This window comes from Flavobacterium dankookense, from assembly GCF_004362665.1.
GTDB lineage: Bacteria > Bacteroidota > Bacteroidia > Flavobacteriales > Flavobacteriaceae > Flavobacterium > Flavobacterium dankookense.
Genome location: NZ_SNXR01000011.1, coordinates 535,424 through 549,958, shown reverse-complemented (window position 1 = coordinate 549,958; position 14,535 = coordinate 535,424). Strand labels below are relative to the sequence as shown.

The window sequence follows — 14,535 nt, the reverse complement described above, 5'->3', positions numbered from 1 at the left end:
TTACTATGGGTGAATTATCAGACAACATTTTAAACATTGACAATTACTTTAAAAAAAGGGATTTTGTGATTCCAAATTATCAAAGAGGATACAAATGGGGAGTTCCAAATAGCGATTTTTCAAAAGGGTCTTCGTTAGATTATTTTTCTAAAAGCCTCATTGACGCATTCAATCGGGATGTCAGCCAAAAGTACTTTATCGAGGCGGTCACGGCTGTCGAAAAAAATAATCAAATTATCTTAGTTGATGGACAGCAGCGAACAACAACCTTATATCTATTATTTGTCGCTCTTGGTGAAATTGAATATTTAAAGTCAATTAATTTTAAGCTTGTATATGATGTCCGTAAGGATTCAGATAATTACCTAAACAATCTTCTTTTGGAAAACGCTGAGCAATTAAAAATTGAAGATGAAGACACCCAAGATATTTTCTATTTTAAAATGGCTTTGAAAAAACTAAAGGAAGACTTCAGTGCAATAGATGATAAAGAAAAATTTATACAGTTTTTGAAAAACCAGGTTTGCCTATTATACAATATAATTGAAGAAAACAAAGCAATTACAACTTTCATTTCACTGAACGGATTGAAAGCGGTAATGAAAGACGAGGAATTGATAAAATCTGACTTATTGATTAAATCTTCGCGAAACAAGAAAACACAACAGTATTCTGATGAAGAGTTGATTGGTATAGAATGGAAAATTAATGAAGACCGAAACCGGTTGGCTCATAATTGGGACAAATGGTTATACTGGTGGAATGATGAAGAAGTAAAAAAATATTTTGGCACGGAAAACAGGCATCCGTTATTTTTTCTGCTTGTATCTCATTGGAACTTAAAGTTAGGTGATGATAGTAAGAAATTTGATTTTGACAACTTCAAAACAAAATTCATAGTAGATAACGTTAGTGCAAAAAAAACATTCGAAGAGCTACGGAAGCTGCAAAAGTCCTTTGAAGATTTATATAATAATCCGGTATCATACAATTATTTAGGCATCTCCTTAAAGACAGCAACGGATAAGGAAAAAGCAATAACCTATTTCTTAACCGAAAAAGAAATAGAAAAACAGAAAGAATATGCCATGTATGCCTTAGTAAACGCCACCCATCTTGAAATCAGTAATCGAACTATGGATAAAGACGGTGAAATTGAACTTAGGATAGTTAAGGCAAAACAGTCCATAGATTTAATTAGTAAAAAGTTTGTATACAATAGAGAAGGAAATGAATTCGCATTTAGGTTCTTATTACTTCTAAATGTAATGCAAGACACCATATTAAAAAGGAAATTCAATTTTAATATTTGGAACAATCGTTCATTAGAGCATATCCACCCCAAATCAAAAGCATATCATAAAGATGGAGAAAATTACAGAGATGGAGTTGATACTGATTTAGGTCTTATAGAACCCATTGGCCCTCATTGGCTGAACCGTGATAAAATGGACGAAAATGATTCAGAACATTCTATTGGCAATTTAGTGCTCCTTTATGGAAGTGACAACTCTTCTTTTGGAGCAAAACCATTTGAAGCTAAAAAACAAACTTATTTTGAAACCAATAGCGATTTGAAGTTTGAAAGTAAAAGTTTATTACACACCTTCTCAATATTTGCATCGAGTGAATGGAATGCCGAAAGCATCCTTAAAAACAAAAAAACAATTATTTCTAACATCAAGACGATTTATGGGCTCAATTAAAAACGACGAATATTCTATAAAGGAACTATTTTCTACCGATGATAGAAAAATAGTTATACCTGATTTTCAAAGAGACTATTGCTGGGGTAACAAACAATATGGAGAAAGAAAAGACTCTAACATCGTCGAAGGATTTATCGATACGTTATTGGAAGAGCAGAATAAGGGTAAGATAATTTTGGGAAAAATAGATGTCTATGAAAACCCGATTAATCACATTAACCTCACAGATGGGCAACAGCGGCTTACAACGATTTACTTATTGATCGGAATGTTAGCAAGGATGGCGGGTACTGAAAAATCATTTTTAAAAAAATGCCTAATTTCGGAATTTGAACAAAATGACGATAATGAACCTTATTTACAATATTCTATCAGGGAAAGTAGCGTTTTTTTTCTTAGGGATTTGGTAAATGAGTTTTTTATTAAAGATACTAGTTTGAAGGTAAAGGACATTGAAAAGCAACCGTGGCATTTTAATGAATATTATTTGGATCCGACAATTCAGAGTTTTAAGGAAGCACTAAAAACAATAGAAGATAAATTAATTGGGAAAAGCACAACTGAAATTGATTTATTTTCGAAATTTGTTCTTAATGATTTGAAAATTCAGTATTTTGATGTTGAAGACAGGAAACACGGAGAGGAAAGGTTTGTCATTATCAACACAACTGGAAAAGGCCTGACTACAATGGAAAACATCAAGCCAATTTTATTAGGAACCATTACCAATGACCGCTTTGCAAAAGAATGGGAAGAACGCGAAACTTTCTTTTGGAAAAATAGGATAATCGGGAAAGAATCGACGGCAGACAAAGGGGTTAATGATTTTATGATGTGGTGTTTGCAAATCATTGAAAAACAGGAGGATATTGATTTGGTTAAACTATCAAAACGTATTTTAAAGGATAACGTAAATGATAAGTTATTGTCAGAAATAGATGTTTTGTTTAAAGGATTTCAAAAATTTTTAAAACTCATTGAGAAACCCAAAATTCAAAAGCAACTGCAATTCATAACTAAAGATAATGAGAATGAGAAAGTGCTAAAAAACATAGTCGATATACGTTCCATTTCACAGAATCGGATAAAAGATGTTATTCTACCGCTACTCAGCTTTATTTCAAAAGTAAGCAGTGAGGAAGCGGAGGTTGAACAGTTTTTGAGAAGGATCCGCAAAAATTATTTTGACAATCTATGGCCAGAAAGGAAAGTTAATTATGTTGACTGGCGTCATGTCCTGGAGATTATTGAATTTTCAGAAACAACAGATGAACTTTTGATATATGATACAGAACAAAACAAGCAAAACTTTAAACAGATTGCTAACGTTTCGTTGTCCATTTGGTTCAGTACCGAGGAGTTACTTAAGCTTGGGTTAAAGAAACAAAATAAGGAATTGATTGAGTTTTGGGAAGATGATTTAGGCTTTATGGGTGATTTAAGCTTTTTGTTTCAGGTTTTCTTAAAAAGAAAAGTAGGGATACCGAATAATGCTATAAGTCTAAATAAAGAATTTCCAAACATAAACCTTACAAGTGATGATTTGGAATATCTTCGGTCTTTGGATATAGAAAGGCTGCGTCAATGTTATGATTGCTATATTAAAGTGATACCAAATAGGTATTTTAATATCCTAGGTATTAGATTCAACAGGCAAAACCATTTATGGGTGGGAACATGGTCTCTCGGTAGAGAATATTTCGAATATAGGAGATGGCATAAAAAGCATACTGCTTTGATATATCAAAATTGGTTTTATTTTGTTATGGGGGAATTATTGAACGATAATGTCGAAATGGAATCATTATTAAAAACGTACGTGAGAAATATTTTTTCCCAATCTTCCAAAGTGTTTTTTGAAACTGACCTTAATTTTGAGAACGAAATTGACTTTAATCAATTTAATTCCAATTTAGAAAATAAGTTTAATTCTGTCAATAACAATGGGTTTTATCATTGGAATGGTTACTTATGGTATTGCCTGTTAGCTATACATGAAAGAAAGCAAATAGACTTTGAAATTGTTTTTGATTTATTCGACCGAAAAAAGGATCATTCTATGATTGGCAATCAATTTATATGGACGAAAGGCTATTATGACAAATCAATAAAAACACATGACAATTTTGAAAATACAGGCTGGAATAATTGGAAAAATATTAAGCCAGAAGACGAAATTGGGAAAGAGAGTTTTATTAAAAATCGAGAAGATATAATTAAGTCATTTTTTAATACTGCAATTATAAATTAACATATCAACGACACACCTTGACAGTGTGTCGTTTTAATTTTGTTCCATAGTAAATCATAAAACATGGAAACAAAAAAATTAACCATCCTAAAAGCAATCGAAAAAGTTCATGCAACATCAAAAGATACTAAGCTAAAAATTGATCAGTATGAAGTAGTAAAAGATGAAATAAAAGTAGTTGAGAACTATTTTAAAGTAAATGAAATTCAAGCTATTATACTATCAAGTTTTTTAAGTTTATCATGTATTGATGAAATAGAATTAATTGAGGTTATTAAATATTTTAATCTCGAAAAAATCGAGTTTTTACAATACACTTTAGATATTAACTTGCTAGTTAACAAGAATATTCTATTAAGAAAAGAGCACCATAGAATGGCTGCAGAAGATTATCATACAAATCCAGAACTTCTAAAATTCATCATTAGTAACAATCCGATACCTGAATGTTTAATTGAAATTCCTGCAAAAGAAGATTCTTTTATCGAATTTTTAGGAGATCTTGATAAGCTTAGCAAACAAAAAGACAACAGAGAAATTGAATATCATTTTTTCTTGTATAATTTAAGAAACTTAATTGAAGATTATAGCAAATATAAACTAGTGAATTTTGCTCAAGAGAATTTAAAACTAATTGATTCATTTGTTTTTTTTGATGTTATTATTGATGTCATTGCTGCTGGAGAAAATAATTTCAGATCTAGCTTACAAGGAACTGTAGACGACTTTACCAATAGAAATAGAGATAGCTATCAATATATTTCTGATTTTTTGGAAGGCAAAACAAAGCTTAATCAATTGGATTTAGTTGAAAAAAACAAGACTCAATTTGGAGATAAACATAAAATTCAATTAACTCAGAAAGCACTAAAAATGTTAGAAGAACTTGAAGGTATTAAAATTGGTTTTAAGGAAAATAAAAGTGAGAAGCTATTATATCCAGATAAAATTCAGAAAACCAAACTTTTTTACAATTCCTCTGAACAAGTACAATTAAATACTATATTAAAAAGTATGTCTCACAAAAGTTTTACTAATTTACAAAAAAGGTTAAGTAATTCAAACTTACCAATTGGAATGACCTCATTATTGTATGGTGCTCCTGGAACAGGTAAAACCGAAAGTGTCTATCAAATTGCAAAACAATTCAACAGACCTGTTTTTAAAGTAGAAATATCAGAAACTAAATCGATGTGGTTTGGAGAAAGTCAAAAATTGATCAAAAAAGTATTTACTGATTATTATGAAATCAAAGACAGAGAAAAGATTTGTCCGATATTACTTTTCAATGAAGCAGATGCTATAATTGGAAAACGTAAAGCAGCAGGTTCCTCATCTGTAGCCGATACTGAAAATGCAATTCAAAACATCTTATTAGAAGAACTTGAGGACTTTAATGGAATTCTTTTTGCTACTTCTAATTTAGTAGACAATATAGATGCCGCATTTGAAAGAAGATTTTTATTCAAAATAAAGTTTGAAAAACCAAGTAATGAAAATGCTGCTAAAATATGGAAAAGCAAGATTCCAATTTTATCTAACAAACAAGCAATTAGTTTAGCAACAAATTTTAATTTTTCAGGAGGTGAAATGGAAAATATTTCAAGAAAATGCATAATGGAAGACGCTGTTCTTGGGAGTACTGTTTCGTTTGATCAAATTTATTATTTCTGTGAAAATGAAAAATGGGGTAACAATAATTTAACTAATAAAATTGGCTTTTAATTATTCTGAAAACTTATTGTTATTAAAATCATTCTCAGATTTCTTTTGCTCATAGCTATCATTCTTTGAAGAACAAAATCAAATATTTAAAACTTTACAAAAGAAACATCGTAGAAAGTGTAAAATTGTTATGAGGTACTTATTAAATTCTTCAACCTCAATATTGTTGCACTTATAAAAATCTTTGTGCTTGAGTAATAAGGCTATATTCATTTTATGATTAAGAAATAGTTTTTATTTAATTGACAACTTTTTTTGCATTGATTCAAAGAAATTTAATGACACTTTTTTTATAAAAACATATACTCTTCAATACCGATACCTTTCTTCTAATTTTTATATTTTTGAATAAATTATAAATTACCCCAAATGTCCATAACCAAAAAGAAACTTAAAATCAATGTTTTTGGAGAACTATGGACTTTAAAGAAAGTAGTTTTAACGCCCATCGAAATGGAGTATTATAGTAGCATTGCTTCTAGAATGAATCAACCATTGCATCAAGCGTTATTAGACCCATTCTTTTATCCAAAATTACGATTGGAAAGCACTACTTCATTTCTTGATTTAAGAGGTAATGTGATCTCAGGTGTTACTGAAAATTCATCCAATCAAATCGATCTTTGGTTTGATGGAAAAAAAGAGAAAATATGGGTTGCTAATTTAAAGAATGCTACCCTCTTCCCTATCTACAATATTACCTTTTCAGAAAATTTGAATGTACTTTCAAGTGGAATATATATCGAAACTTTAGAAGTTGGAAAGATTGCCTCTTGCGAAGTAATGTTAGATGATTTTAGCAAAGAGCGTCTAGAATTTAATTTTATAAAGCACAAGGAACTACTTCTACTTGAAAATAGATTTAAATACAATGGAAAAAATTTGAAAAGTAACAAAACGGATAGTAATTTCATTAGAATTCATAGTTTTGAAATTTAATAAAATTTGATATGATTATTTTTTAAAACAATCATATTAACATCAATTATAATTATTTTAAAAAATAATTATAATTACGAAAAAGCTTTCACATCTCAATTTTTTTTTATAATTTTACTAAATTATTTTTTCATTTAAAAAACTAGTTACCCTATAGGTACACCTATCAAAGTTTGCCTCTCGGGAAGTATTGAAAACACTGATAAAAATATAAGGGTTACGGAGCCTCTTTCTCCGCCAGCTTGAAAGCAAATTGATTTAAAACCCTTGTAATCGTATGATATTAAGGGTTTTTTCTTTTTTATCACATATCAAATTATTCATTTATTCGTGAACCTAAAGGGATAAAATCGGTTACCCTAAACAATCCAAATCTTGGGTAACCGATTTTTATCTCAGACTGGTATTCACAAGGCTTTATAACCAGTTTAAAAACTGTACATCTTGTGGATTAGTCATATTGAAGTTAAATTTAATAACAACTAAAAAGGTTACCAACAATAAAGACATCAGTATCAATTCTCTTCTACATCAAGAGAGCAAAAGCCAACAATTTAGGGTTTTATCCAATCTATACTAGAGTTACAGTCAATGCTAAACGTTTTGAGTTTAGCACCAACAAATATATAAATCCTGATAAATGGTCTTAAGAATGCAACAAAGTAAAAGGTTCCTCAGAAGAAGCTAGAAAAATAAATAGCCACCTCGATTCACTAATTGCAAAAAATTCTAGAAATGAAAAGAAATTAATCGCTGGTGATAAAGACATTACTGTCGAGGTTTTTAATAATGTATTGACAGGGAAAACTAAAAAGCATCACAAAAGGCTGATTCCTTAATGTTTAACACGACAATTTTCTACAAAAAAACTACAAAATGAAGACTATTTCAAGCAAAAGCTTTTCCATTAAAGCAATAGGAAACAACTCAATTAGTAAATAAAAAATGATACCACTACTTTCGCTACTGCCACATTGCATTCGGCAACAAATAATTTAATTAATTTTAATTTTAATTTCTAATTTTCTTTCTTTACGTCAAAACTATTGCCAAATAAATTGGAAAACCTAAAGTTATATTTAATGGAAAAGTAACCGCTAAAGCCATAGGCAGGAACAAACCAGGATTTGCCTTCGGTGCGACAATCTTCATTGCAGCAGGTACCGCAATATAAGAAGCACTCGCTGCTAAAATGGCAAAAATAAATCGGTTTCCGATGTCTGGTGTTATGAATTGGCTTAGATATGCTATCATGGAACCATTGATTAATGGAATTATTAGGGCAAATCCTGTGGCAAACCATCCACTTTTGAGGAAATCGTTTAATTTTTTGCCACTTACTAATCCCATATCCAATAAAAAAATTGCTAGAAATCCTTTGAAGATATCTGTAGTAAATGGTTTGATTCCCATTGCTTGTTGATCACTTGCTAAGAAACCAATTAATAGGCTTCCTAAAATAAGTAGTACGCTTCCATTAGTAAGTGAATGTCTGACTACAGATGAAAGACTTGTCTGTTTACTTCTATCTTTAGTTTTGTTGTATAAACGCATCAAAATTACCCCTACAATGATAGCTGGTGCCTCCATTAGTGCCATTACTGCAACCATGTGACCACCAAAATTAATTTTTTGGATTTCTAAAAAACTTATTGCTGTTACAAAAGTAACAGCACTTACAGAACCATATGAAGCGGCTATTGCCCCAGCATTATCAATGCTAAACTTTCTTTTTAAAATAAAAAAACAATAGAATGGAATGCATAAAGCTATTACTATTCCGAAGATAATAGACCATACAATATCAAGTGTGAAATGGCTGTGTGCTAACTCTTGACCACCTTTGAAACCTATTGAAAATAAAAGATAGAGTGAAATAAATTTAGAACTGTTGGAAGGAATTTCCAAATCACTTTTAAGCCTTGCTGCAATAATTCCTAAGAGAAAAAATAACAGTGCAGGATTTGTAAGATTGTCAAGAAGAAGATTGAAATTCATTTAATTCGTTTTTTTTTCTGAATTTAATTGAGTTGTTTTTTATACTAATTGAATGGTGTTGTATTGAAATCATAGTTAAAAAAACTAAACTACTCTTTTTTGGATGCTCTTTTTAGCCGGTCATTTATTGCTCTACCAAGTTGGTTATTAGGAAATTCTTCAGCAATAATCAAGTCTAAATGCAATCTATCTAAACGATGCATGGCTGCATATAAATTAGTAGCAGCTTCGTTTATATTAGAATTGTTAGAAAGTATTTCTTGGTGTGCTAAATTTGGACTACTATATTTTGAAGTGAATGTCAACAATCCAATTTTTTTATTTTTATAATGATCTATGGCATCAGTAACATTTGATACAAGTAGGGTTGGTGTACTAGGTGCATAATGTTTTAACATCATTCCTGGTGCATTGGGTTTCTGTTCTTCAAAATTATTGATGTGAATTGCTCCTATCTCACTTTCAATGTCTTCAACAGCAATTGAACCTAATCGATAGAGAACAGGTATCTCATTTTCAAAACCAATGATGGTTGACTCTATTCCATTAGTACAATCGCCTCCATCTAAAATCATTGGAATTGTATTTTCAAAATAATTAGCAACATGTTGGGCAGTCGTGGGGCTAATTGATCCAAAAGGGTTTGCACTTGGTGCTGCAATTGGGAATTTTATCAATTGCAAAAGCTTTAAAGTATCGGGATGATTTGGCATTCTAATCGCAACAGTATCTTTGCCACTTGTAATTGAATTTGAAACAGTATCTTTTTTTGGTAGTACTAGCGTAAGTGGTCCAGGCCAAAATTTATCAATCAATATTTTTGCTTTTTCTGGAATATGGGTTACTAAATCGAAGACCGCATCCTTTGTTCCTATGTGAACAATTAGTGGATTATTTTGTGGTCGCCCTTTTGTTTCGAATATTTTTTTGATGGCGATTTCACTGTATATGTTAGCGGCTAAACCATATACGGTTTCTGTAGGTATAGCAATTATATCATTTTTTTCTAAAAAATAAGCGGCTTGATATATATCTTTTGATATCATTTTAAAAAGAGTTAAGGATTACAAAAATCACAATAGGCTGGATCTTCTTTTGTTTTATTATGAGGATATAAAGCTTCTTTTGTAAAGTCACATTTTTTACAGGTGTACAAAAAACTTAAGGTTGACTTAGTTGGATTATTGCACCAGCTACAAGGCAATCCTGATACAGCATTAGTAACTACAAATCCCGGGAATTCACATTTTGGGCATTTAGATAGTACAGCATCAAGGAGTTTTTTTGCAGTTTTTTCTATAACTTCCATCCTACTCGGATTGAAATTAGCTCTCATATCGGTTTCTACATAAACCGTTCCGTATTCGTTTATGAAATTTTCAAAGTTCATTTTCAAATCATTCCAGTCAGTTATTCCTTTTACTACTCTAGAATAATTGTTTTCTGAAGGTTTCATAATCAAGGCATGAGAAGGAAATTTAGCTCGGTTTGCAAATTCTATCAACTCGGTTTGACTAGTAATTTTTGATGCATTAAAATTAGTTTCCAAGCTTAGCTCACGAACAACTATTTCTAGTTTATTTTTACTGTCGATAAGCATCATTAACTCATCATCTGCAGAAGCAAAAAAAACCGATGGATGAGCGCCAAACGACCCTTCGCTTGAAATAACCAAATCAAATTGATTCTTTTCCATAGCGAGAATACATTTTTTACGAAGAGTTGTTAGCGCATCATCTTTTCTCTGAACTTCACCTGAAAAAGTTCCCAAGGTATCCGTATCAAATAAATCGGTTACAAAACATTTAACACCAAGTTCTTGCTCAAATATTGGAGCAATTACTTTTTCTTTATCGTGTTTTGTGGCAATAAGCAGTTTTCTGTTCAAAAACATTATTCAGCATATTCAATAAAAACAGTACTTTTAATTACTAGATTCACCCCTTTAGCTTTTGCAATATTGATAAATTCTCGAAGTTCCTCTTGAGTTGTTTGCAGTTGTTCAATACGGTCCTTGGAGTGTTGACTATCTCGTTCAAAGCGAATGTGCTGACTAAAATCGTCTAGCTTATGATAACTTATTTTACTTTTAATTAAATCAGATAGAACATTGTTTGCTTCTATTGGAGAGAAGGTACTATCAATAAGTTTAAACTCTTTTTTTTCTTCTGTTTTCATAATTTTAAATTCATTTTTTTAAGTTGTGATACTAGTAATAAGGTTGAAATACCTAAAAGACATATAAATTGTAATTCTTGTGAAAAAAACAGTGTTATCAGTAAACTGACTATTGACAACGATAACAACAGGATTAAAATGACAAAGTCTTGTTTTGTGGTTCTCTTATTTCTCATTTCAATAAATTGAGTTAAAAATCGGTGATACATAGTATAGGTCGAATTAGTGAGGTTTTTTAAAATTTTAATTTTTATTGACCTTGGCCGAGTGAAAAAGCCATTTTTCCATCAAATTGATACAAATTTTCAACTTTTATAGTGTCAATTTTATTTTGAATACATTGTTGAAGCAAAATGATAATTTCTTCTTTATTGATAACTTTTCCTTCTTCAGTTTTAAAACGACATCTCCAATGATCTGTGCAAAAAGTTTGAGAAAATCCTTCAGGCCAAACCTTTATACCACGATTGGTTATCATATTTAATTTTAAGTTTGGGGTGCCAATTTTACTCAACATTGAAGCTAGTTCATTTGCATCGGTTCCATTCCAATGAACAAATACATCATGACCAATAAGTTCCTTTTTGGCTTGAGGTCTCTTTTTATATTTTGGCAAATTCAATGCTTGACCATTTTCATAATTCACTGCAGGCAAAGTGGTTGGTTTTTGTTCTAAATTGGCTATTACAGCAGCAGCAAACTCTTTTGTTCCAACAAGAAGTTTACTTTGTTTTTCATCATAAATATCATAAGTATGGATTCCATCTTCCAAGGTTTTTAACCAAGCATTTTGCACTTTAGTTGCTATGGTATTTTGCCCAAGATGGTTAAGCATCATCACAGCACCTTGTAATAATCCGGATGGATTTGCCATGTTTTGTCCAGCTCTCCTTGGAGCAGAACCATGAATGGCTTCAAACATTGCACATTCTTCACCAATATTAGCTGAACCAGCAAGTCCAACCGAACCTGCTATTTGTGCAGCAATATCAGATATAACATCACCATATAAATTCAATGTAACAATAACATCAAAAGCTTCGGGAGTATCACTCATTTTGGCTGCTCCAATATCAATTATCCAATGTTCATTTTCAATTTCTGGATATTCAATAGCAATTTCATCAAAAACTTGATGGAATAGTCCATCAGTTTGTTTCATGATATTATCTTTCGTGAAGCAGGTAACTTTTTTTCTTCCATACACTTTAGCATATTCAAAAGCATATCGAACTATTTTTTCACAGCCTGGACGACTTATAATTTTTAAACATTGAACAACTTCATCTGTTTGTTGATGCTCAATACCTGCATATAAATCTTCTTCATTTTCTCTAATGATAACAATATCCATTTTTGGATGCTTTGTGGCAACGAATGGATATAAGCTCAAACAAGGTCTAACATTAGAGTACAATCCTAAAAACTTTCTAGTTGTTACATTTAAACTTTTATAACCGCCACCTTGTGGAGTTGTAATGGGTGCTTTTAAGAATACCTTATTTTTTATTATAGTTTCCCAACTCTCTTTTGCAATACCAGAAGTATTTCCTGAGAGATAAACTTTTTCTCCAACTTCTATTTCGTCATATTCAAGCTTTGCTCCAGCGGCTTTGATTATTTCAAGAGTTGCATCCATGATTTCTGGACCAATTCCGTCTCCTTTTGCTATAGTAATTCGTTGCATAATTATATTGTTAAATTATTTACACGACAAAGTTATAAGCAGAATTTCATATATTTTTATTTATATTTGTTATGAAATACATAAACATATTTTATGAACTATACCTTACATCAATTACAAGTATTTTTAAAAATCACTCAAACTAAAAGCATTACAAAGGCAGCAGAAGAACTGCATCTAACCCAACCAGCAGTTTCAATTCAGCTAAAAAATTTACAAGACCAATTTGAAATTCCTTTAACTGAAGTTGTTGGCAGGCAATTATATGTGACCGATTTCGGAAAAGAAATTGCTATAGCGGCACAAAATATAATTGATGAAGTGTACAATATAAATTTTAAAACATTAGCCTTTAAAGGTGTACTCACTGGAAAGCTTAAAATATCGGTTGTCTCAACTGGAAAATACGTTATGCCCTATTTTTTATCAAACTTTACAAATAAAAATAAAGGGATAGAATTAGAAATGGATGTAACTAATAAACTGAAAGTGATAAAATCATTAAAAAGTAACGAAGTTGATTTTGCATTAGTTTCTACACTACCTTCTGGTATAGATATAAATTCAGAAATACTTTTGTCAAATAAACTATTTTTAGTTGCCAATACAGAAAATAAAGCATTGAATAGTAAAAAAACGAACGAATACATTACCAATAGTCCTTTAATTTATCGTGAAGAAGGATCTGCGACACGCATTGCAATGGAAAAATACATTGAAAAACAAGGTATACAAGCTAAAATGAAATTACAACTAACATCCAATGAAGCTGTAAAACAAGCAGTAATTGCTGGCTTGGGACTTTCAATCATGCCTTTGATAGGTTTGAAAAATGAATTGGAAAATAAAACTATCAAAATAATTCCTGTCAAAAATTTACCAATAGTAACCAATTGGACATTGATTTGGTTAAAAGGGAAAAAGCTAAGTCCGACGGCAGCTGCTTTTTTAGATTTTATTCAACAAGAAAAAGCTAATATTTACGAAAAACATTTTTCTTGGATTAATTCATATTAATGATATATTTTTTAGTAAAAAAAACATCATCAAAATACAATTGACATTTCTTAAATATCTGACTTTTAAATAGACTTTAATTGTAACAATCTAAAGCAGAATTATACATACTAGATAAAACTTTTTTATGTTATCAAACAAAGTTCTTTTTTCTGATAAATTAGGAAATGAAATTCGTTTTTCTAGCGTAACTCATACAGAACAAGAAGTTAAATTTCAAAACTTTTCTGTGAAGTATGTTGTTTCTGGAATTGAGAATTATAACTTAAATAATAGAAAGCTAATAACAAAAAAAGGAGAGTATGTAGTAGGAAACAAAACTACAGAGGCTAACGTTATAATTGACAGTAAGACAACTGTTAATGGAATTTGTATTGATGTTTCGAAAGAAATAATAACCGAAGTTTTAGATTTTAAATTTCCTAATCCTACTCCATTGTATAATTTTTTGTTCAATGAAGATATTCTAATACAAAAGTATAATGTTCTAAATACTTGTCTTGGTGACTTATTGAGCAAATTAGGTAATGACTTTTATGATATAAAAGATAATTACAAATCAATCAATACTGATTTTTTTTATTCTATTGCAGAATGCATAGTAGAAGATCAAAACTACACTCATCAAAATTTTAAGAGAATAAAATCAGCAAAACAAGAAACTAGTAAGCATTTGTTTAATCTGACTAATGAAGCAAAAAATTATATTGATGATAATTTTTTAGAAAAAATAAATATTGATAAAATGGCAAAAGAAGCTAAACTATCTGAATATCATTTTATACGACTTTTTAAAACAATATTTGGAACTACACCATACAAATACCTTACTCAAAAAAGACTTAACTATAGTTTAGAACTGCTCAAAAATCAAATTTCAGTATCGGACATAACACACATTATTGGTTACACTGACACTCCTGCTTTTAGTAATGCATTCAAACAAAAATTTGGCGTTTCTCCAAACAATTTTAAATAAAAAGCAATTTTCTACAACTCGCCATTTTAAGATTGAATTAATTTTGATTTTA

12 protein-coding genes are annotated in these 14,535 nt (G+C 30.4%); 7 read left to right on the top strand and 5 right to left on the bottom strand.

What is annotated here, in order from left to right; all coding sequences use genetic code 11:
* Nucleotides 1-5: 5 nt before the first annotated feature.
* The 5 genes from BC748_RS03730 (at nucleotide 6) to BC748_RS14380 (ending at nucleotide 7,274) form a co-directional block, all read left to right on the top strand.
* Nucleotides 6-1,706 carry a DUF262 domain-containing protein gene (locus BC748_RS03730; RefSeq protein ID WP_133532115.1) on the top strand — a complete coding sequence of 567 codons (1,701 nt, stop codon included), beginning with the start codon at nucleotides 6-8 and terminating at the stop codon, nucleotides 1,704-1,706.
* On the top strand, nucleotides 1,693-3,960 hold the full coding sequence (locus BC748_RS03725) for a DUF262 domain-containing protein (RefSeq protein WP_162846401.1): 2,268 nt from the start codon (nucleotides 1,693-1,695) through the stop codon (nucleotides 3,958-3,960). The genes BC748_RS03730 and BC748_RS03725 overlap by 14 nt, the downstream gene beginning before the upstream one ends.
* A 63-nt stretch (nucleotides 3,961-4,023) precedes the next feature.
* Nucleotides 4,024-5,685 (top strand): ATP-binding protein, encoded by a 1,662-nt coding sequence (locus BC748_RS03720; protein WP_133532113.1) that lies wholly within the window; start codon nucleotides 4,024-4,026, stop codon nucleotides 5,683-5,685.
* A 369-nt stretch (nucleotides 5,686-6,054) separates the two neighbouring features.
* Nucleotides 6,055-6,624: a hypothetical protein gene (locus BC748_RS03715; RefSeq protein ID WP_133532112.1), complete on the top strand. Its 570-nt coding sequence runs from the start codon at nucleotides 6,055-6,057 to the stop codon at nucleotides 6,622-6,624.
* Nucleotides 6,625-7,124: 500 nt separating this feature from the next.
* Nucleotides 7,125-7,274 (top strand): Arm DNA-binding domain-containing protein, encoded by a 150-nt coding sequence (locus tag BC748_RS14380; protein WP_162846409.1) that lies wholly within the window; start codon nucleotides 7,125-7,127, stop codon nucleotides 7,272-7,274.
* A 382-nt stretch (nucleotides 7,275-7,656) separates the two neighbouring features.
* On the opposite strand, the gene BC748_RS03705 is transcribed toward BC748_RS14380, so the two are convergent.
* The 5 genes from BC748_RS03705 to BC748_RS03685 all read right to left on the bottom strand — a co-directional run bounded on the left by BC748_RS03705 (nucleotide 7,657) and on the right by BC748_RS03685 (nucleotide 12,487).
* Nucleotides 7,657-8,622 carry a sodium-dependent bicarbonate transport family permease gene (locus tag BC748_RS03705; RefSeq protein ID WP_133532111.1) on the bottom strand — a complete coding sequence of 322 codons (966 nt, stop codon included), beginning with the start codon at nucleotides 8,620-8,622 and terminating at the stop codon, nucleotides 7,657-7,659.
* 89 nt (nucleotides 8,623-8,711) lie between these two features.
* Nucleotides 8,712-9,668, bottom strand: coding sequence for an L-threonylcarbamoyladenylate synthase (locus BC748_RS03700; RefSeq protein ID WP_133532110.1), 957 nt, complete (start codon nucleotides 9,666-9,668; stop codon nucleotides 8,712-8,714).
* An 11-nt stretch (nucleotides 9,669-9,679) separates the two neighbouring features.
* Nucleotides 9,680-10,516 carry a DUF6671 family protein gene (locus BC748_RS03695; protein WP_133532109.1) on the bottom strand — a complete coding sequence of 279 codons (837 nt, stop codon included), beginning with the start codon at nucleotides 10,514-10,516 and terminating at the stop codon, nucleotides 9,680-9,682.
* Nucleotides 10,516-10,800: a hypothetical protein gene (locus BC748_RS03690; RefSeq protein ID WP_133532108.1), complete on the bottom strand. Its 285-nt coding sequence runs from the start codon at nucleotides 10,798-10,800 to the stop codon at nucleotides 10,516-10,518. The genes BC748_RS03695 and BC748_RS03690 overlap by 1 nt, the downstream gene beginning before the upstream one ends.
* Nucleotides 10,801-11,050: 250 nt before the next feature.
* Nucleotides 11,051-12,487 carry an NADP-dependent isocitrate dehydrogenase gene (locus tag BC748_RS03685; RefSeq protein ID WP_133532107.1) on the bottom strand — a complete coding sequence of 479 codons (1,437 nt, stop codon included), beginning with the start codon at nucleotides 12,485-12,487 and terminating at the stop codon, nucleotides 11,051-11,053.
* Nucleotides 12,488-12,580: 93 nt separating this feature from the next.
* Between BC748_RS03685 and BC748_RS03680 the strand changes: the two genes are divergently transcribed.
* Both BC748_RS03680 and BC748_RS03675 read left to right on the top strand, forming a co-directional pair.
* The gene (locus BC748_RS03680) at nucleotides 12,581-13,504 is read left to right on the top strand and encodes a LysR family transcriptional regulator (RefSeq protein WP_133532106.1); all 924 of its coding nucleotides are present in this window, start codon (nucleotides 12,581-12,583) and stop codon (nucleotides 13,502-13,504) included.
* A 127-nt stretch (nucleotides 13,505-13,631) separates the two neighbouring features.
* Nucleotides 13,632-14,483: a helix-turn-helix domain-containing protein gene (locus tag BC748_RS03675; RefSeq protein WP_133532105.1), complete on the top strand. Its 852-nt coding sequence runs from the start codon at nucleotides 13,632-13,634 to the stop codon at nucleotides 14,481-14,483.
* Nucleotides 14,484-14,535: the final 52 nt, after the last annotated feature.

Bases quoted from the DNA above. Each gene is read 5' to 3' on its own strand.
- BC748_RS03730 (WP_133532115.1), top strand. From the start codon at position 6: ATGGGTGAATTATCAGACAACATTTTAAACATTGACAATTACTTTAAA.
- BC748_RS03725 (WP_162846401.1), top strand. From the start codon at position 1,693: ATGGGCTCAATTAAAAACGACGAATATTCTATAAAGGAACTATTTTCT.
- BC748_RS03720 (WP_133532113.1), top strand. From the start codon at position 4,024: ATGGAAACAAAAAAATTAACCATCCTAAAAGCAATCGAAAAAGTTCAT.
- BC748_RS03715 (WP_133532112.1), top strand. From the start codon at position 6,055: ATGTCCATAACCAAAAAGAAACTTAAAATCAATGTTTTTGGAGAACTA.
- BC748_RS03705 (WP_133532111.1), bottom strand. From the start codon at position 8,622: ATGAATTTCAATCTTCTTCTTGACAATCTTACAAATCCTGCACTGTTA.
- BC748_RS03700 (WP_133532110.1), bottom strand. From the start codon at position 9,668: ATGATATCAAAAGATATATATCAAGCCGCTTATTTTTTAGAAAAAAAT.
- BC748_RS03695 (WP_133532109.1), bottom strand. From the start codon at position 10,516: ATGTTTTTGAACAGAAAACTGCTTATTGCCACAAAACACGATAAAGAA.
- BC748_RS03690 (WP_133532108.1), bottom strand. From the start codon at position 10,800: ATGAAAACAGAAGAAAAAAAAGAGTTTAAACTTATTGATAGTACCTTC.
- BC748_RS03685 (WP_133532107.1), bottom strand. From the start codon at position 12,487: ATGCAACGAATTACTATAGCAAAAGGAGACGGAATTGGTCCAGAAATC.
- BC748_RS03680 (WP_133532106.1), top strand. From the start codon at position 12,581: ATGAACTATACCTTACATCAATTACAAGTATTTTTAAAAATCACTCAA.
- BC748_RS03675 (WP_133532105.1), top strand. From the start codon at position 13,632: ATGTTATCAAACAAAGTTCTTTTTTCTGATAAATTAGGAAATGAAATT.